The following is a 19,049-nucleotide window of genomic DNA, read 5'->3' as shown; positions in this document are numbered from 1 at the left end:
TCTATTAGGAATATTATCGACAAGCAGGGTATATAAACTCAGACCGCCCCGGGCCAGTTTTAACCTTCGCCTTTTTTTCTCGAGCCCTCACGAATTCCGCAGAATCTTCCGGCCAAGACTGACCGTCAGCAGCAGCATGCTCAGGCCGACGACGATCTGCACGCCATAGATCCGGGTCCATTCCGGCCAGTGTCCGATGAGCTCGTAAAGATTGCCCCCGATCAGCGGGCCAAAGAACGCTGCGACACCCGTAATCGCCGCGTACATCGCCATATACATCGGGCGCTCCGCCTTAGGCGTGTCGCCGATCATGAAATTGAACGCCAGCTGGTTGAATCCGCCGACACCGATGCCAAAAATCATGTGTGCCGCAATCAGCACAGGCAGCATCGGCAGTACCGACAGCAGCCCCCAGCACAGGCAGGATAATGCGATGATCGGCAGCGTCCAGAACAGCAGCCTGCGGTTGCTGTGCCGAACGTTCAGATTACCCCACACATAGAAGCTGGCCATCATGGACACCGTTTGCAGCACGTTCAGCAGCGACAGCTTCTGGTAGTTGATGTGCAGCATTTCCAGCATGACGTACGAATACAGCGGCACAACCAGGTTTTGCAGAAACAGGAATCCGGCCAGGAAGAGCGTCGCCTTCAGAAAAGAAGCGTCGCGCAGCGGTTTTTTCAGCATCGGGATAAAACGCTTCTCCGAGGACCGCTCAAACGGAATGTCCGGATAGAAGAAGAACACGGCGATATTGGCCGCAATGCAGACCCAGACGATGATATAGAGCAGCAGAAATCCCTTTCCGCCCGGCTCATGATCGAGGATGACTCCACCCCCGTACATCACCAGCGTTCCGAGCGCATTCAGAATCGTGTTCCGGATGCCGAAGTACCGTCCTCTGACTTTGGGGTGGACCATATCGCTGATAAGCGAGTTCCACAGGATGCCCCCCAGCGTATTGAACATGAAGGCCACCGTGTACAATACGATAAACGCGGACACCCAGTATGGCTTCGGGACAATAAACGGCACGAGACCGGTGCTCCCCCAAATGACCCGGTGCACGGCTACGAACAGCACCAGCGTCCACTTCCGGCTGCGCAGCCTCTGGATCAGATACGCGGCAAAAATTTGGACGATATTGACAAAAGTCGTGATCGCCAGCACGAATCCAATCTCACCCGAGCTTGCGCCTAGGTACAGCAGATAACCGGTCAAAAACTGCCCGCCGAGCAGGGTCATAAACATCACGGCCGGGATGCCTTCCAGGCTGGCTACCCTCAGGTTTCTGCGCTGCATGGAAGTCTTGCGGCGGTGCTGCGGCCGCGTCTTGAATGATATCATCGGGTACTCTCCTCCGGTGCCTTCAAACCGAATCATTTTGTTGTTTTCACTTCGTCTTTGCTCCCATTCTACTCGGAAGGAAGGGCAAGTCAATATGCGCCGGACCGCCTCTGATTACAAAAATAATTGTGGGAAATCACGTGGTAAAAGGGGCAAGAAAGCGTTATAGTGGAATGTCATGACGCTGCATGCACATGGCAGCAGACAAGGTTGTATCCGCCTCCGGCCGAAAACTTTTCCTTGTCGCGCCATCCTATTTTTGGTATGATGGAAATCCTTCTCACTCACCCGCCTTGACTGAAGTTGACGGTTCTCGTCGCCACAAAACTTATCGGAGGTGTGTAATGCTTTATTTCTCACTTGCTTCAAAAGCGTATGCGCGCAACCTGCAGTACCGCGGGGCTCATATGCTGCACAACGTTGCAAGCGCCCTGTTCGGCTACCTGTATGCCTGCATCTGGATCGGCATCGGCCAGGACAGGCCGCTCGGCGAATACGGCGTGCACGGGATGATCGGCTACATCGCTTTTACCCAGGCGTCGCTGTGGATTTCCGGATTTACGACCAATGGGCTGGGCATTCCCCAATCGGTCAGGACAGGCCAGATCTCCCTGGATCTGATGCGCCCGGTTCATCTGTTCGTTCATTTGATGTGCCGGGAATGGGGTCAAATCGCGTACCAGTTTGTGTACAAGTCCGTTCCGATCTATCTGCTGTACGTCCTCGTATTCTCCCTGTCGCTTCCGCAGCAAGTCACCACCCTGCTTCTGGCACTGGCCGGTTTGGCCGCGGCCGCCTATTTATCGATCTGCATGAATTACATCATCGGGGCTACGGCCTTGTGGACCACGGAATCCAGCTGGCTGTATTGGATGAACCATGCCCTGATCAACCTGCTGGCAGGCTTCTTCATTCCGGTGGAATGGCTGCCGCGCTGGCTGCAAACGGTTTCCTGGCTCTCCCCCTATCCTTACCTGCTGTACGTACCGACCCGGATTTATCTCGGGTTTGAGGATGCCTACCGGCTGCTGGGCTCTCTCGTATGGTGCGTACTGATGACTCTGGCTTGTCTTGGCGTAACGGCGGTCGTTCGCCGCAAGGTGGAGGTGCAGGGCGGATGAACATTCGGTATTGGCTTCATCTGTATTTCGTATTGATCCGGTCCAGCATCCGCAGCGGGATGCAGTATAAGATGAACTTTCTGCTTGGGACGTTTCTGGCCGCCGGGATCCAGATCGCCGAGTTTCTCATGATTGCCATCGTGCTGAACAAGTTTGGCGCGGTGAAAGGCTGGTCGCTCTATGAAGTCGGCTACCTGTTTGCCGTCATGACGCTGTCCAAGGCGCTGTACCGCAGCTTTGCCAATGATGTTCATCATCTTGAGAACTACCTGACGTCAGGCGACCTGGATCAGCTCCTGACCCGGCCGGTCCCTGTTCTGCTTGCCCTGATGTCGCAAAACTTCCGGATGATGCCGGGGGAACTGCTGCAAGGCGGATTTATTCTGACCTGGGCGCTCCACGGGATGATGCAGGCCGGGCAAATTACCTGGATAGCGGTTCCCTTCACTTTTCTGGTGATCCTTACGGGAGCAGTCATCCTGTTCGCCATCGGTCTCACCACCGCTACCGCCGGGTTCTGGCTGACCCGAATCAACGAGCTGCAGACGCTGACGGAGGACGCCTCCCAGACCGCGGTCCGTTACCCGCTGGTCTTGTATCCTGTCTGGCTCCGGTCCATCCTGCTCGTTGTCATTCCCGTCGGTTTTGTCAATTATGTACCTTCGCTGTTTATCCTGCGCGGGGAGCTGGGCGCCTGGGTCCTGCTTGGCATCGTCCTGGTGGCGGCAGTCTGCCTCTTCGCCAGCATGAAATTGTGGACATTCGGCATGTCACGTTACCAAAGTACCGGAAGCTAGAAAGGAGAAGATCGATATGGGAATCATGACAGAAGCAGCCGTACGAACGGAGTTGGAACGGTCGGCGGATAAGGATCGGCCCCAGCCGATGATTGAAGCCAGGGGGCTGCATAAGCAGTTTAAAACGCCGGTGGTCAAGGAGGGGAGCTTCGCGGGCATCCGCACCTTGTTTTCGCGGGAATACCGCGTCAAGGAAGCGGTGAAAGATATCAGCTTTACGATCAACCAGGGGGATTTTATCGGCTATATCGGGCCGAACGGTGCGGGCAAATCGACGACGATCAAAATGCTGACCGGCATCCTTCATCCGTCATCGGGGGAAGTCCGGATCGCCGGGGTTGATCCTCATCGGCACAGGCGCCGCGTCGTCAGCCGCCTTGGCGTCGTCTTCGGGCAGCGAAGCCAGCTGTGGTGGGATCTGCCGGTCAAAGACTCATACGAAATATTGGCCCATATGTACAAAGTTGGGGACAAGGAGCGGGACCTGCGTCTCGGACAGCTGTCCGAGCTGCTCGGCCTGGGGGAATTTTGGACGACACCGGTGCGCAAGCTGTCCCTAGGACAGCGGATGCGGGCCGACATCGCAGCCTCGATGCTGCATGATCCGGACGTCCTGTTCATGGATGAACCGACGATCGGCCTCGATGTCACCGCCAAGCGCAGCATCCGCGATTTTCTGAAGACGCTGAATACCGAGTTCGGCAAGACCATCCTGCTGACCACCCATGACATGGACGACATCGAGCAGCTCTGCGAGCGCGTGATGGTGATCAATCACGGGCAGCTCAGCTATGACGGGACGATCGATGAACTCCGGGAGAAGATCGGTCTTCCGACGACGATCCGGGTAACTTTCGCAGGAGCTTGGTCCATCCCGCTACCGCCAGGAGAGAGCCTCAGGCTCCCGCTTGAAATTCGCCTCCCCACCGGGGAAGCGTTCCGCGTCGTGGAGACCGGACCCGATTACGTCCGGGTTGAAGCGAACCGCCAGCAGATCCGTGCGGTGGATATTCTGCGCGAGATGTCCGCATGGGGCGAAGCAGCCGACATCCATACGGAAGAGCCGGCGTTTGAGGATGTGATCCATAAAGTTTACTGAGGAAGCAAGGAAACAGCAAAGCTGCTGAGCCTGCTCCCCATTCACAGCCGGCCCTCTGCCGCAGAGGCGCCGGCTTTTGGTATGTATCCAGCCGCTCCATCATTGATAGATGGCTTGGACGTTACCGGCGGCAAGCTGCATGAGATAGGTCCCGTATGCATTTTTGCTCATCCGCTCGGCAAGCAGAGTCAGCTGCTCCCGGTTGATATACCCTTTGGAATAGGAAATTTCCTCAAGGCAGGCCACCTTCAAACTTTGCCTCTTCTCAATCGTCTCAATATATTGGGAAGCCTCCAGCAGCGACTCATGCGTTCCCGAATCAAACCACGAAAACCCGCGGCCCAATATTTCCACACGCAGCTGTCCACGCTCCAGATACATCCGGTTAATATCGGTAATTTCCAGCTCTCCCCTGTCTGATGGTACGATTTGCTTGGCGTAATCCACAACGTTCCGGTCATAAAAGTACAGTCCGGTTACCGCGTAATTGGACCGCGGCTCGGCCGGCTTCTCTTGAATGGAAACGGCCCTCCCGTCTGCATCGAACTCCACCACGCCGAATCGGCCGGGATCCTGCACATGGTAGCCGAAGATCGTGGCACCCTGCTCGCGCTGGACCGCCGTCTGCAGCATTTCCGTCAGTCCATGGCCGTGAAACAAATTATCTCCCAGAATCAAAGCCACGCTGTCCTCGCCGATAAACTCCTCGCCGATGATGAACGACTCCGCAAGCCCGTTCGGCTGTTCCTGCACCGCATAAGACAGCCGGATTCCGAGCTGCTCACCTGTGCCGAACAGCTCTTCAAACCGGGGAGTGTCCTGCGGCGTCGATATGATCAGAATATCCCGGATTCCCGCAAGCATAAGAACGGACAACGGGTAATATATCATCGGTTTGTCATAAATCGGCAGCAGCTGCTTGGAAATGATTCTGGTGAGCGGATACAGCCTCGTGCCGCTGCCCCCTGCCAAAATGATGCCTTTCACTTGCGAACAACCCCTCTCTCTACCATCATATGATCTGCACACCACAAGACATCCCTTGATTATGGGTTCACACTAACGATGTTACCGTTGAAATCTCTCCAATTTGCGCCGTCGTAATAGACCGGCTTTTTCCGAACGGTATCGTAGTACGTGTCGCCTTCGACCGGGGTTTTCGACACTTCGGTGCTTCTTTTCAAATTGATGAACTTATCCTTCAGCACAACCTCCGCGTACTTGCCATTGGAATTATTCGGTTTACCGCGGTAGAACAGCCTTCCCGTTTGGGTCTGATAGCTGAAAAATCCCGGCGCATAGTCACCGGACGGGAACCCGGAGGTGCTCTTCTCATCCAGAACGAGCGGGGTCAGCATCGTTTTATCGTATCCTTTATAAAACAATGCCCGCTTGCTGTGGTTATACCATACGGTTCCAGGGTCCACTCCTGTCATGACACCGTTGTTGACGTCGCCCGGCAAGGAAGAAAACCGTACGAAAGGGGTCCGTTCAGCAATTTGATGCCCAGCCCAAGCCAAATCGGCTTCCACATGGTCGTCAATCAATAAATTCTGGGGATTGATATTGCCCCGGATCAGATGGCGGCCTTCCACAACAGAAATGGCTTTTACGATATTTTTTCGGCCGGGTCTCGTGTCCATCAGCAGATTCCCTTGAATCAGGCAGCAGTCGGCATTGAACAAATTAATCCCGCAGATCTGGTCATGATTGGTCGCGGGGCTCAGGTCAAGGTTGTTCCAGTTCAGGATCCGGTTGCTCGTGATGATGATATTCTGGCACCGGGACTCCGCATATTTCGGTCCGTTGACCAGTGCAATCCCGGAGGTAGGTACATTCTCGATCGAATTGCCGTCGATGATGACGTCCTTCGTCGCAAAAATGTTGATTGCCCCAAAGCTGTACTCCTTCATCGCGGGCGCGCTGATGCTGTTTCCCTCGATCACGCCTTGCCTAACACCCCAAAATTCGATTCCGTTATACCGGTTATTGATGCAAATATTGTTTACGACCGTTATATCATAGGTTTCGTATTGTTTGGAAGCAAACGCCGTAATCCCTTCCTGCCCGTTCCCGATCACGATATTGCCTGCGGCAATGTTGCTGAAGCAGGCCCGGGACGCAGCGTCCGCAATCCCTGTATTGGTGTCAAAGCAGATGCCCTGACCGCCGCAGTTTTCCACATAGTTATTGACGATTTGGCAGTAGCTGGAGGAGGAAATATTGATTCCCGTATTGCTGTTCGGATCTGCGCCGTTGAACAAGGTCTGATTTCGGATCTGGTTGCCCTGAACGAGCATACGGGTACAATCGTTAAGGTATATGAATCGTTCGTCCTTATTGGCGGACTCCACGATGTGGTTATCCATAAGCTGTCCGTCTTCGGACTGGTAGATATGCCATCCCTCCACATTTTGACGAACCCGGAGGTTCCGGATGACGAAATCCGAACTGGATAGGATGTTCAAGCTGATGGGCCCTTCAAGGTCGGCTACCTCGAATCCGGCTGCTCCGGAAGCGGTCAGTTTTGCATCCTGACCCGCGGTAAACGGCTCCAGTACTGCGCCCTTCTCTCCTCTCAGCTTCATACGGTTCTGAAGCTTGATTTCCCTGATTTTGTACGTTCCTGCAGGCAGGACCACGGTCGCCCCCGAACCGTCCGCTGCGTTGACGGCGGACTGAATCCCGGCTGAATCGTCCGCGTTCCCGTCGGCAGCCGCTCCGAACCACTGCGGATAATATTCAGCCAGCGCCCCGTTCACGATGCCTGAACCTGTAAAGATGGGGTACAATCCGGCCTCCACGCCGCCGTTAATGGTCAGCACTTTTCCTTGTGCGATGTTCAGCCGGGCCCCGTTCATCAAGCGAAGGGTAATGCCCGGATCCACCACCGTATCGGCCGGGATCGGATAATCTCCCGCGGGGACTACGAGCACGCCACCCCCTTGGGCTTTCAATCGGCTCAGGGCATCAGCGAAGCCTGCAGCGGCAGGGACGCTCAGCCAGGTCAAACCGAGCTTGTCGGCAGTGACCGAATGTTCGGCGATTTTGGTCGTCACCACGGCCCCATCCACCAGATTGGACGTCCCCACCGAGTTCAGCGGAAGATTCCCACTGGTCGCTTCAGCCGCCGATATGGAAGCGATTTTCTTCTCCGGCTGGGCGCGGCCCCTGTTTCCCCGCTGCCTTATCCCCTTCTTATGCTGATGCCTATCGAAAAGACGACCCATAGGCAAAACCTCCCCATCAACGAATGTCAAGTCCAATGCTATTGTATTCGGGGCAGACTTGCTTAGCTTTGGACATTTCCCTAGGGCCGCTTGCCTATTTTACCTGCCGCAGGTTCCATATAGCCAAGTGCTGTACCCTGACGAATGGGCCCAGTTTACTTCACAAAGGTGTTGTCGTCCCTTTGGTGCGCGCCAGTCGGCTTCCGCCCGCCTGCTTCGCCCGCACATAATCGTTCCCTTGAAACAGCGTTTCGTAGGATTGCACGATATGATCCCACGAATATAAGCTCCGGATCCGGTGCTTCGCCCGTTCCCCAAGCTCCTCCAGCTCTTCGTGACTCCACGATTCAGCCTCATCGATCAGCCTGCTCAAGGCGCCGGATTCATTCGAAAAATAGTGGCAGCTCTCCCCGCCGACTTCCCGGTTGAATACGACGTCAAACAAAAGGTTCAGCCGTGTCGATGCCAGTGATTCCAACAGGGACGGGTTCGTTCCGCCCACTTCATGACCATGGCAGTATCCGTATGCCTGCTCCCGGATCTTTTTCAAAAGCGGCTGCTCGTAGACGGTTCCTACAAATTTGATCCGCGGATCCGAATCGAAACCCGTTCTTTGCCGCAGCTCGTCATAAAATGGCTGCTGCTGGGCCCCCGTCACAATGACCAGGTCTTTGGCGGTGCCCGACTTCATAAACTCGCGGATCATCAATTCATAGTTATTCTCCGGAACAAAGCGGCCGATGACCAAATAATATCCGTATTTGGACAATCCGAACCGGTCCATCCAATCCGTAAACCGGTGATCCTCATCGTCCAGCGGAGACGGCGTCACGTCCGCCCCGTAGGCGATAAAGGTGGTATTCGGCTCATACCGGGCGTACATGTCATGAATGTACTGCTCGATCCCGCGGGAATCGCAAACGAGAAGGTCCGCGTGCTTCACCATCAGCCGCTCGGACCACTTCCAGTAGCGTTTGACGGGTGTACTCCATTTTCCCCGTTTCCATTCATGACCGTCAGGATTGACGAACACAGGCACCCCCAGCTTTTCGAGCTGCCTTTTTAGAATATAGAAAACCGGGCCGATCCGGCAGGCCAATACATAAACGATGCTGTTCTCAAGCCGATGGGTTTTGATATATTTCAGGCACTCCAGCAGGCTGAGCACATCGTAGACGACTGCTCTTGCGCTTCCCATCTTCGGTGTGTGCACCGGAAAGCAGCGTGCATCCTGATACATAAATTCCTCTGCTTTGCGGTCGGACAGGCAGGCTACATGATACTTTGTATCCCCGTCGGTCTTTCTTCCGGTCAGCTGGTCGACGAAGGTCTCAAACCCGCCGTACTTCGCCGGTATTCCTTTCGAGCCAACGATAAACACGTGCTTCATTTGACCACGACCTCTTCTCCGATTTGAAGATACCAATCATAGATATCCTGGGCATGACGCTGCATGGACAAGTCCAGTTCGCTGTTCACGATGCTGCGGTTCGCCGCGGTCAGCAAATGCCGATTGGCCAGCAGATGTGTAAGACGCTGCGCCAGATCCGCGGGATCAGGCTCAAAAATCCATCCGTTGACTCCGTCTGCGATCATATCCTTCACGCCCGCCTGTCTGGAGACCAGCACCGGTACCCCGTGCGACAGCCCTTCCAGCCCGACGAAACCGAACGTTTCCTTCCATATGCTGGGGACGATCAGCAGATCGGTTTCCGCGAAAATACCGGCAAGCTGATCTGGTTCATAGCGGCCATGAAAGGTGCAGTGTTCAGCAGGTGGTGCCGATGCCGGGATGACGTCATTTCCGTAAACGTGAAGATGCCAATGGCCCGCATGGGTATCCGGCAGTTGATCCAGCGCCTCCTGCAGCAGGAAAAATCCTTTATAGCGGTCAACCGGACCCAAATAAGCGATGCGCAGGGGTTCATCCGCTGAAGGAAATGATTTTAAGACTCTCCGGTCGGCCATATGCCGGTGGCGGATGGACAGGACTTTTCCTTTCACGTTCAGGTAAGCCGTAAAAATCTCCTTGGCCACCTGGCTGTTGAAATGAAATTCGTCGATCATTTGATACATTTCCAAGTAATAGCTTCTGAGCTCTTTGTATTCGTTGGCCCGTTCCGGATGAATCATAGGCTTGGAATCCCCCGCTTTCCTAGGCATATGGCTGGAAGTGCTGGAAGTGCTGGAAGTTCGTTTTTTTACGGCCCTGCGGGCCTTTTGCAAAATCCGGCTGTTTTTCAAGCGCCTGTAGCTGTAGGACTGCATCATGTAGATCATGTGCGGCGAATACGTATGCTGGTTGCAGGAAATGCAGCTCTTTCCCTGGTCAAAATCGTCACAGTGGTCTCCTGCCGCATTCAGGAGGTTGACCTTGGGGCAGATGCCGAAGTAGTCGTGCGACGTATATACCGTCCGGATTCCCAGCGCTTTGGCCGCCTCCAAGAGTTCTTTATGGATTCCCATCAAAGTGTGAAAATGGATCAGATCCGGCTGTACTTTACGGAGCAGCTCAAGGAATACCTCCGGATCCCCGGCTCGGGAAAATGCGGGTGGGCGGCCGATCCCTCCGAGAAGGGGAACCGGAAGCGGATTGATGATCTCGTATACGCCGATGCCCTCATACGGAGGGTTTGGCTTTGTTTTCATTTTTCCGGACCAAGTATAACGCCCCGGATACAGCAAGCTGACTTCATGCCCCTGCTGCAGCTGGGACAGCATGAGATCGACGCTGTATTTCGTCAGTCCGCCTGTTCGGTATGGGGGCAATCCGAGGGTGACATGCAGCAGTTTCATGACTTCAACTCCAAGGTCCCCGTGCTCTGAACGCCTGCGGCGGGCAAATTCTCAGCGGGAACAGGATTTGGGCTGCGGCTGTGCCGAAGCAAATAGGGATTGGCTATGATGCCATACACAATCCAATTGACCGGGTTCGTAAAATATCCGCCGGCGATTTGGTAGCTGACAATAAAGAAGAGAAGCGCGTATTTCAATATTTTTTCTTCCGGACGAACCGGAAGGATCAATGACAGGAAGAAGACTGCGAGGAGAAGGAGCATCAGCCACCCTCCCTCGGCCAAGGCGTACATGAAGGAGTTGGAGATGACATCCACCAGCCCGAAGCCGGCATAGGCGTTATGGATCGTGTCCGTGTTCAGGTTGCCGAATCCGACGCCGAAATAATGTGTGTCCAGCAGCATCTGTTTCATGACGCGAAAGCTGACGTTGAACCGGTAGACGACCGACCCGTCATTTCCGTTCACGATATCGTTAAAGCGGAGATAGAAGCTGTTATTGCTGTTCACGACCGCCAGCACACTAAGAACCGCCAGAAAGATCAGGGCAATCAGTCCGAGCACCCGGACCGTGCTGAAGTTTTCCTTCAAATAAAATAAGTACATCACAACACAGGCCAGGGACAGGCTGAACATCCCGCCCATGCCTGCCGAGAGCACCACGATGACCAGATTCGCGCCGATCAGCGCAAAGTGAAGAAGATTCCTGGACCCTGATTTTTCCCGCAGGGCAAAGAAAACGAGCAGCAGGACCAGCAAGGCGGCATGAAAAGAGGCTTCGCTCGGTTCGAAGTACAGAAGCGACAGCCTCGTTTTTTGATAAATATTGACCGTTTCGTCCAATCTCCACAGCCATTCCGTTTTAAACGCCAGGCTGACGGCAAGAAGGAATACATGAAGCAGGGAGGAATAGACGGCCATTTTTCTCCATACCGGTAATGGAATTTTCGATTCCTTGATTTGGATGAATAAAAAGACGTTCAGAAAGATTTTCGCGACGTTAATCACCAGTCTTGGAATCTCGATCTGGTCGTTCAGTACGATCTGCAGCAGCGCATACAGGACGACGAGGTAGATGTAACCCAGTGCTTTGACCGTCAGCCGTTTGTTTTTATAGATATCCACGAAAATCAGGACAAGGCTTAGAAAGTACATCAGGTCCAAATTAGCGGACAGCATTTCATGCAGCACGTAGGAACACGACAAAATCAGCGCCATTTTATACCCTCTCTACTCTTTTTTGCGTCGCTCCACGAATGTGCTCCCCGATCATGGCCAGAAGCTGCTCCGCCTGGTTCGTACGGGAAAAGGCTGACCGGCCGGAGAAATCGAACTCCTTGGCGATCAAGTCCGCCAAACCATCGGCCACGGAGTCCCGGTGATGGCCCGCACAGATGCCATACCGGCCGTGGACCAATTCCACCAGCTCCCGGTCGGCCGTAACAGCCAGGATCGGCTTGCACGCCCCGATATATTCAAAGGTTTTGCCCGGGATGGCATAATCGCTGCCCTTGGTATGCGTAAGAATGACCGCTACGTCCGCTTCTTTCAGCAGAGACGCCGCCGCCTCATGCCTGACGCTTCCTACGATCTCCACCGTAACCCCGTCACCTGTCATGTTCACATTGGATAGATCCCTGGCCGCCTGCTGGTCAAGCAGCCCCGCAACTTTCAGCTTGATCCGTATGCTGGTCCTCTCGTGAAACAGCTGCAGCCCCTCGATCAATGCATGTATATTTCGTCCTTTATAGATGGAGCCAATATGAGCCATGGTCAGCTCGCGAACATTGTCGGAAATACGTTGATATGCGCAGTTTCGGAACAGTTCCTCGTCGTATCCGTTGCGGATCAGCCGTATAGACGGCCGTTCCTGCTCAAGTTCATAATGCTGCCGGATCCCCTGGGACACGGCCACGACTTCGTCGGCCAGCCGGGGGATCATCCTCTCCGCCCTGCGGTAGGCCTGACGGGGCTGACCTTCCCCGATGTTATGGTTGATGATGTCCCTGATCTCGATCACTACCGGTATTCCCGGCGCTTTGCGTTTGATGTGGTCAATGATGTACAGTCCGTACACATCCGGTATCGTCAAAAATACGGCTGATACCTCGTTCTGCTCCAGGCATGCGTCCAGCTCGTGGAAGAGGCGGATGTTCATGCGCCTGAAAGCATAGGAGCTGTATTTATAGTTCCTCCATGCCGTGATCGTCCATTTGTTTCTGAGCACACCTTCAATAAGCTGCTTGATTCCCCGGCCGGAAGGCTCACCGCCAACCATCGTCTGCGTAAAAGTACTGCTGGGCGTATCGTATTTGTAATTGACAGCGGCATACCGGCTCGGCGCCGGACCGCATTTCCGGTCGTTCACGACGATCAGGCGGTATTGTTCCATAAAATGCTTCATCAATCCGGTATACCGGACCGATGCGACCACCGGCGCGCCTTCGATATAATCCGAGATGACGATCATCGTCTGCTTCATCTGATTTCACCTTCCCGAATGAAATATTCCCCTTTCATGACCGGAAGGTTCGCAATCCCGGCTGTTACCCGGACTGCCGTGCCGTCGGGCAGCAGGATGCTTGCAGGATTGGACGGGTCCAGCTTCAGCGAGAGAACGCCGCCGTTTCCGTATCTGGATTCGTGTTCCAGGGTAAACATCCTTTCCTCACCCGGATAACTCACGACCTGCACGTGATCCCGGAGGTTCACGTAATCGGCAAGCTCCGAGCCGGTGCAGTACCATACGTTTTTCCCCTCCAAATAACGAAAGATCGCCTGCAGGCTGCCGCAGTCGTCAAAAATGTTGGGGGACTGCCTCTTCCCGTCGTCGCGTGCGGGGGAAATATGCTCCTGAATCCCGATGACCAGCCTGTTCTCCAGCAAATAATCCAGCTCACGGAGCTTCCAGCGGCGAAGCGGCGTCTTTAAGAACCGTTTGGCCATCCCCTTCAAGGAAGCTTCCGGCCGGTAAATCCCATTCAGCAGCCCTCCGTCCACCGTCGAGGGAATGTCGATGACGCCGCCTTCGCCAAAGCGTTTAATATCGTAGTTGGTGAGCGGATCTGGATCCCCGCCGCTGATCCGTTTCATCGCAGGGTCTCCCGCCCCCCGGTTCCAGTATCTGCACCACCAAATGAACCCCGCCCGATCAATGCTTTCATCCGAGCAATCGTTGCCGGCGTACCCGCAGTATTTGCCGCCTTTCGGCCTTTCGCCGACGGCATCGGCATAGACCGATATCCCTTCCAAGGTACGTTCCAATGCTTCTTCGGCGCTTTCGAACAGCTCCCATTCCTGTACAAAATCCTCCGGATTCGGTCCCGTTCGGCCATGGGTCGTACCATGATAGGCGAGTTCATAGCCTGGGTGCCGGTGAATGCCGCGGAAGAAAGCCCTGCTCTCCTCGTCGGCGTTGATCGGGAGGGAGGTTTGCCTGCACACCGGATGATCGGACATACCGGCCCGGACCCCTACCGGAACAAAGAAGGTTACCTTGACCTGCGGAAAATGCCGCAGGATTTGCTCATTCAAGTACCGGAAGGATGAGTTTTCTCCATTTTTGCAGTATCCCCAATCCTCCTCCAGATCGGGAATTCCGTTATGGTTGACGTCCACCCACGTATTGGCCAGATCATCGATCATAAAGAAAACAGGCGAATCGGCGCCGTTAAACCATTTGCATTTCTCCAAGTTCATGACGATTTTCCCCTTATCCCTTTCCTTCACCCTGCTGCATCAGGAATGCACAGCGGTTTTCCGGTTCAGGTACTTCAAGATTCCCTTCCCCTTGACCAGCATTCGGTACAGCCTGGTGTGAAGGCGGTCATTGTTCCACAATTGCAGCGAATACATGACGGTAAATTGATTGGTCCACCGGAACTTCCACGGGTACGAACCGGCGCCCAGATCGATGTCCGTCACCTGCCCCTGCTCGATCAGCCGGCGGATCGTTTCCAGCATCAGTACGTCGAAGACGCCGTATTTCGCATAATCGGGGGAATACCCGGTATTCCAGCCGTACAGCTTTCCCCTGTGCAGAAAAAACAGCTGGTAGGCGATCATCACGTTCGAATCCTCAAGCTCGAGGAAGGACGCAATGACCTGGTCGTTGTTCATAAATACCCGCTTGTAAAACTCCTCATTCTTTTGGTCTTCAAACAGGCTTCTGCGGTCGATCCTTCCCCTCTGCTCGTGCAGATACGTCTTCTCCTGCTTGTGAACATTGGAGATCCGGTCATAAATATCCCCGCTTTGCCGGCAGTCCACCATTTTGAACTGATAATCGGTCTCCTGCTGGAGCTTCCTCAGCTTCTTTTTCGCCTTGGCATTGATTCCGCTCGTATCCCACCCGGCTGCGGTATCCCATCCGCCGATCCGGATGCTCGGACAGGAGGTGAGGTACTTGATGCTCGGATTGTACCTGTCATGGCGCAGTAAAAAGTGAAGCAGCGATGTGTCGGTTGCAAGGTGCGTCAATTCGATTTTGTCCCACAGGTCGGAATGGTCCTCGATGGCTTTGAAAATTTCCTTGATAATCGCAGCCGGACTGCCCTTTTGGGAATGGAGGATGAAATTGAAATAATCGCCCTTACCCATAAAGCCGAGCACATGGCATTTCACGATTTTTTTATCCACCGTACGGATGACAAGCGGAGCGATGCCGACCATTTCGTTGTCCCGGCTGCAGCAAATAATGAACAGCTTGTTGTTCCGGTCCTCTCCAAAGGTCAGCCACCATGCGTAGTTATATTGAAAGGTGCTGTAGTAGGTCAATTCGTCGTCCAGCTCCTGCAAGCGCTCCCAATCCTCTTGAATGCTAAGGAATCCATCGGTATCGGTAACAATTTTTATACTCATGGTTCCAGTTAAACTCCTTTATCCTTGAGTCAGCTCGGCTGCCGGTAGACGTTACAGCATGATTTCGATCATTCCGGTCATAATGAAGGCGGTCTGAAGCATCGTTTTGAATCCGGACAAAAACCGGTACAACCGGCCCCTGGCTTTCAGCAGATTCCACATCTTGAACGTATAGTTTACGTTGAACCGGCTGGTCCATTTAAACTTCCAGGCATAGCTGCCCGCCCCGCAGTCGAGCCGCTTGCCGAGCTTCTCCTTGAACAAATGCTCCAGCGTTTCGATCATGAGCACGTTGGCTAGGCCGTGAAAAGTCGAATATTCGGGGGCGTAACCCGAATTCCAATCGTACAGAACATCCTTGTAAAGATAGCAGATGCTGTAATTGATAATCTCCCCGCGCTCATCCTCAAGCATAAAGACGACCACCTGCTCGTTATTGCGGAACAGCCGCCTGAGAAACTCGTCGGTGTACTCGTTTTCAAACAGGCTCCGTCTTTCGGACCTGCCTTTTTCGGTCTGCAGGTACTCCTTCAGCAGCCGGTGAACCCGGGCAACCCGGTCGTAAATTTCCGCGTTCTGCTCACCGGTGACGACCTTGAACCGGTAGTTCACCTGTTTGCGGAGCTTATCCCGCGTCTTTTTCATTTTGATAAAATCCTTTGTTTGGCTCAGCCGCTCGTAAGTCTCATGCTCCCTGATCGGGATCACCGGACAGGAAGTGAGGTACTGCACATGTTCGTTATACTGCTCATGGCGAAGCAGGTAGTGGAGCAGCTGCGACTCCTGCGTCAGATGGGTCAGCTCGAATTTGTCCCAGAGGCTGTCATGGGCGTGAAAAGCGCCGAACAGCTCCTTCAGAATTTTGATCTCGCTTCCGCTCCCCCTTTCGAGCAAAAAGGTGAAATAATCGCCCTGACCGATAAAGCAAAGCGTGCTGCAGCTGAACAGTTTGCTGCGGTCACGGCGGATCATGAGCGGTGCGATCCCCACAACCCTGTTGTCCAGGAGGCAGCACACGATAAAAAGCCGTTTGCCCGGGTCCTTGGAATGGGTTTTCCACCAGAAATAATTGAACTGAAATGTACTGTAATAGGTCGCATCCGGATCCTGAAGCTCCAACCGCTCCCAGTCTTCCTGAAGGCTTTGAAACCCCTCTATATCGGTCACAATTCGGGTATTCATAGCTCGGATTGGACTCCTTTCATGGACATATTGGACTTCTGCTTGAGCACCTGCCGGATCATCCCGCCCAGCTCCGCCCGGGTCACCAGCTTGCACAGCAGGCATAAGTAAACGAAGCCGCAGCAGAGAATGCCATTAAACAGAATCTCCAGCAGCACAGAATGGATGACCTGCATCAAGACGAAATAAATGCCGTAAATCGGCAGGGTAACGGACAAGTACTTGTACGGAAACAGCAGGCCGAGCCCAATCGAATAATACTTGGTGCCAAACCGGTAAAACAAATAATTCGAGGCCATATAAGCGATCACGGTGGATATGGCCGATCCGTACAGCCCAAGAAGCGGAATAAGCGCCAGGTTGCAGCCGACGTTGATCAGGGCGGCTATAATGATAATGATCGAGTACAGCTTCATTTTTCTGGCGATATGGAGCCCCAGCGCATAGAAATCCGCCGCACCCGCCAAAAAATACGAAATCGCCACGATCGGGATAATGTAGTTCGCATCCCGGTATGCCTCGGTGGCGACCAGCTGCGTGGCAAGGTTGGCAAACAGCGAGAGCCCGAGCACGCACAGCCAGCCTACGAAGTTGTACAGCCTGAACATTTTACGGATCTGCTCCGGTCCGGCCGTTTCCTTGTACATGGCGTATTTGAACGGCGTGAATACGGACATGAACGGGTTGATGAACACCGGATTGATCAGCATGCCGATTTTGTAACCGATGGAATACACCGCTACCGAAGACAGGTTCAGAAAGCCCTTGATCAGAAAACGGTCGCTGAGGGACAGAACCCATGCGGAGACATCGCCGATCATCAAACCCGTGCCGTAGCCGAGCATCATCCGCAGCTTCCGGATACTCAGCCTGAAACGGTACTGCCGGATATGAATGAGAAAAAGCAGGACGAATACCGTCAAGTGGCCGAAGAGCTGGGCCTGCAAAATACCGAGAACCCCCATCTTCAGCACCAGAAAAAAGTACAGCGCGTAGACCAGCGTGAACACCACGGTTGCGATTTGGATGCTGCTGGCGAGCAGCGCCTTAAACTGCATCGTGTAGTAGCTGGTATAGATCAAGTTATGACAGGCCAGCACCGAGCTCATCACGACATAGGGAATAAACAGATGGGTGGAGTCCGAGAGCTGAACGAACACATGGGGATAGATCCAGGGATTTACGGCCCACGTCAAGAGGATAAATGCCAGTCCCCACAGCAGGGAAAAATTCACCGCCGTATTTCTCAGCTCCAGCTTGTTGTCATATTCATGGTAAAACCGGACCATGCCCGAATATACGCCCAGCGTAATCCCGAGCGCCAGCAGCTGCTGAATGCTGAGAATGATGTCATATTGTCCGTACTGCTGCTGGCTTAAGTTGCGGGTGTACAGCGGGATGAGGATCAGGTTCACCATTTGGGTCATCAGAGAGGAGCAGAAATAGGCGACGCCGTTGGAGAGAATTTTTTTATTTTCCATAGACCTCCACAGCCGGCTTGCCACTCGGCGATTCCTTTCCTGCGATGCTGGAATACACCTGAATGAGCTCCGCCGCGTAGTCCCCGACTTGAAGGTTCTGCAGCTGATTCTTGTAATGCGGATAGCGGTCAATGATGTCGCTCACTTTGGCGGCAAGATCCGCCAAGTCCCGGGAGCGGAACACGACCGTCCCCTCCGGCCGCCTGCATACGTCGCTCGCCGCGCAAGGAATACGCCCGTGCAGCGACTCCGCAATGGACATGCCATAGCCGTCCGTGTTCGTCGGCCGGATGAATAAGTGGCTCTTCTTCAGAATCGGATAGAACTCCGTATCGTCCACTTCATAGAACATGACATCACCGCTGAGGCCGTACGCGTCGAGGTCCCGTTGAAGCCTCATGTAGTGGCTTCGTTCCTCCCCGGTTTGCGCGGAAACCCCCATGACCGCGATCAGCAGCCGGATCCGCCTGCCGCGTCCGCACAGTTCCTTCATCAGCTGGATCAACAAATCGAACCCGTACAAATCCTCTCCGCGGTAAAACCGGACATAGCCGTTGGCACAAATCGCAAAATCCGCTTCTTCCAAAAACGTGTACACCCCGGCAGGGATGGCCCTGGCTTCCTCTGCTCGTTCCGGCGGGTGAATATATGCCGGGATGGTAACGACCCGGTCATGACGAAATCCCAGCTCGCGCAAGAACCGGGTTGTGTCCTCATTGACGCATATGATCAGGTCGATGCTCTTCAGACTGCGTAGAAGAATCCGCCGCCTCAACGGACCGGCATGCCGGATCTGGTCCTCCAGGTTGACGCCGTGAACCGTGAGGATGATTTTGTGGCCAAGCCGCTTATACAGCCCAAGCAGACTGCGCAGCCGTGGGTCGATCGTATGGAAATGAAGAATGTCCCCCTTCAGAAAAGGGATCTTGAACAAAAACCGCCGGTACCGGTTCAAAGGATGGACGTGCGGGCTGCGGGCCGCGCCTTTGGCTTCGTTATATATCTCATAATCGATGCCCTGCTGCTCCATGACGGCGGACAGACGGCTGAGATGGATGGATACGCCGCCGCGCGGAGGCGGAAGCGGACCGATGAATACGACTTTCATGGAAGGATCACCTCGTTCAGTTGAGCTGC

15 protein-coding genes are annotated in these 19,049 nt (G+C 54.2%); 3 read left to right on the top strand and 12 right to left on the bottom strand.

All coding sequences use genetic code 11. From position 1 onward, the window contains the following. Positions 1-87 precede the first annotated feature (87 nt). A complete protein-coding gene (locus GCU45_RS27570; RefSeq protein ID WP_152402083.1) occupies positions 88-1,347 on the bottom strand; it encodes an MFS transporter in 1,260 nt (419 codons plus the stop codon). Between the two features lie 344 nt (positions 1,348-1,691). On the opposite strand from GCU45_RS27570, the gene GCU45_RS27565 reads away from it, so the two are divergent. From GCU45_RS27565 to GCU45_RS27555, 3 genes are all read left to right on the top strand, one after another. Further along, a complete protein-coding gene (locus GCU45_RS27565; protein ID WP_152402081.1) occupies positions 1,692-2,468 on the top strand; it encodes an ABC transporter permease in 777 nt (258 codons plus the stop codon). Beyond that, positions 2,465-3,265, top strand: coding sequence for an ABC transporter permease (locus tag GCU45_RS27560; RefSeq protein WP_145022120.1), 801 nt, complete (start codon positions 2,465-2,467; stop codon positions 3,263-3,265). Before GCU45_RS27565 ends, GCU45_RS27560 begins: the two co-directional genes overlap by 4 nt. A gap of 88 nt (positions 3,266-3,353) precedes the next feature. Next, a complete protein-coding gene (locus GCU45_RS27555) occupies positions 3,354-4,364 on the top strand; it encodes an ABC transporter ATP-binding protein (protein ID WP_152403376.1) in 1,011 nt (336 codons plus the stop codon). A gap of 99 nt (positions 4,365-4,463) precedes the next feature. On the opposite strand, the gene rfbA is transcribed toward GCU45_RS27555, so the two are convergent. The 11 genes from rfbA to GCU45_RS27500 form a co-directional block, all read right to left on the bottom strand. Beyond that, on the bottom strand, positions 4,464-5,351 hold the full coding sequence (rfbA, locus tag GCU45_RS27550) for a glucose-1-phosphate thymidylyltransferase RfbA (RefSeq protein ID WP_152402079.1): 888 nt from the start codon (positions 5,349-5,351) through the stop codon (positions 4,464-4,466). Positions 5,352-5,410: 59 nt separating this feature from the next. Next, positions 5,411-7,594: a right-handed parallel beta-helix repeat-containing protein gene (locus GCU45_RS27545; RefSeq protein ID WP_152402077.1), complete on the bottom strand. Its 2,184-nt coding sequence runs from the start codon at positions 7,592-7,594 to the stop codon at positions 5,411-5,413. Positions 7,595-7,754: 160 nt separating this feature from the next. Continuing rightward, positions 7,755-8,984 (bottom strand): beta 1-4 rhamnosyltransferase Cps2T, encoded by a 1,230-nt coding sequence (gene cps2T / locus GCU45_RS27540; RefSeq protein ID WP_152402076.1) that lies wholly within the window; start codon positions 8,982-8,984, stop codon positions 7,755-7,757. Then, the gene (locus GCU45_RS27535) at positions 8,981-10,390 is read right to left on the bottom strand and encodes a glycosyltransferase (RefSeq protein WP_152402074.1); all 1,410 of its coding nucleotides are present in this window, start codon (positions 10,388-10,390) and stop codon (positions 8,981-8,983) included. The genes cps2T and GCU45_RS27535 overlap by 4 nt, the downstream gene beginning before the upstream one ends. Beyond that, positions 10,387-11,607 (bottom strand): O-antigen ligase family protein, encoded by a 1,221-nt coding sequence (locus GCU45_RS27530; RefSeq protein WP_152402072.1) that lies wholly within the window; start codon positions 11,605-11,607, stop codon positions 10,387-10,389. The genes GCU45_RS27535 and GCU45_RS27530 overlap by 4 nt, the downstream gene beginning before the upstream one ends. Before the next feature lies 1 nt (position 11,608). Further along, positions 11,609-12,871, bottom strand: coding sequence for a glycosyltransferase family protein (locus GCU45_RS27525; RefSeq protein ID WP_152402070.1), 1,263 nt, complete (start codon positions 12,869-12,871; stop codon positions 11,609-11,611). Beyond that, entirely contained in the window at positions 12,868-14,088 is a 1,221-nt protein-coding gene (locus tag GCU45_RS27520; protein ID WP_152402068.1) for a polysaccharide deacetylase family protein, read from the bottom strand. Before GCU45_RS27520 ends, GCU45_RS27525 begins: the two co-directional genes overlap by 4 nt. A 39-nt stretch (positions 14,089-14,127) precedes the next feature. After that, positions 14,128-15,249, bottom strand: coding sequence for a GNAT family N-acetyltransferase (locus tag GCU45_RS27515; protein WP_152402066.1), 1,122 nt, complete (start codon positions 15,247-15,249; stop codon positions 14,128-14,130). Positions 15,250-15,300: 51 nt separating this feature from the next. After that, a complete protein-coding gene (locus GCU45_RS27510) occupies positions 15,301-16,431 on the bottom strand; it encodes a GNAT family N-acetyltransferase (protein WP_167527247.1) in 1,131 nt (376 codons plus the stop codon). Beyond that, complete coding sequence (locus GCU45_RS27505; RefSeq protein ID WP_152402062.1) at positions 16,428-17,912, bottom strand: lipopolysaccharide biosynthesis protein; 1,485 nt, start codon at positions 17,910-17,912, stop codon at positions 16,428-16,430. The genes GCU45_RS27510 and GCU45_RS27505 overlap by 4 nt, the downstream gene beginning before the upstream one ends. Beyond that, the gene (locus GCU45_RS27500) at positions 17,902-19,020 is read right to left on the bottom strand and encodes a glycosyltransferase family 4 protein (RefSeq protein ID WP_152402060.1); all 1,119 of its coding nucleotides are present in this window, start codon (positions 19,018-19,020) and stop codon (positions 17,902-17,904) included. The genes GCU45_RS27505 and GCU45_RS27500 overlap by 11 nt, the downstream gene beginning before the upstream one ends. Between the last annotated feature and the right edge of the window lie 29 nt (positions 19,021-19,049).

It is taken from the genome of Paenibacillus cellulositrophicus (genome assembly GCF_009363095.1).
In the GTDB taxonomy this organism is placed as follows: Bacteria; Bacillota; Bacilli; order Paenibacillales; family Paenibacillaceae; genus Paenibacillus_AQ; species Paenibacillus_AQ favisporus.
Note: the sequence above shows the minus strand (reverse complement) of the source record. Positions and strands in the feature narration are given on the sequence as shown.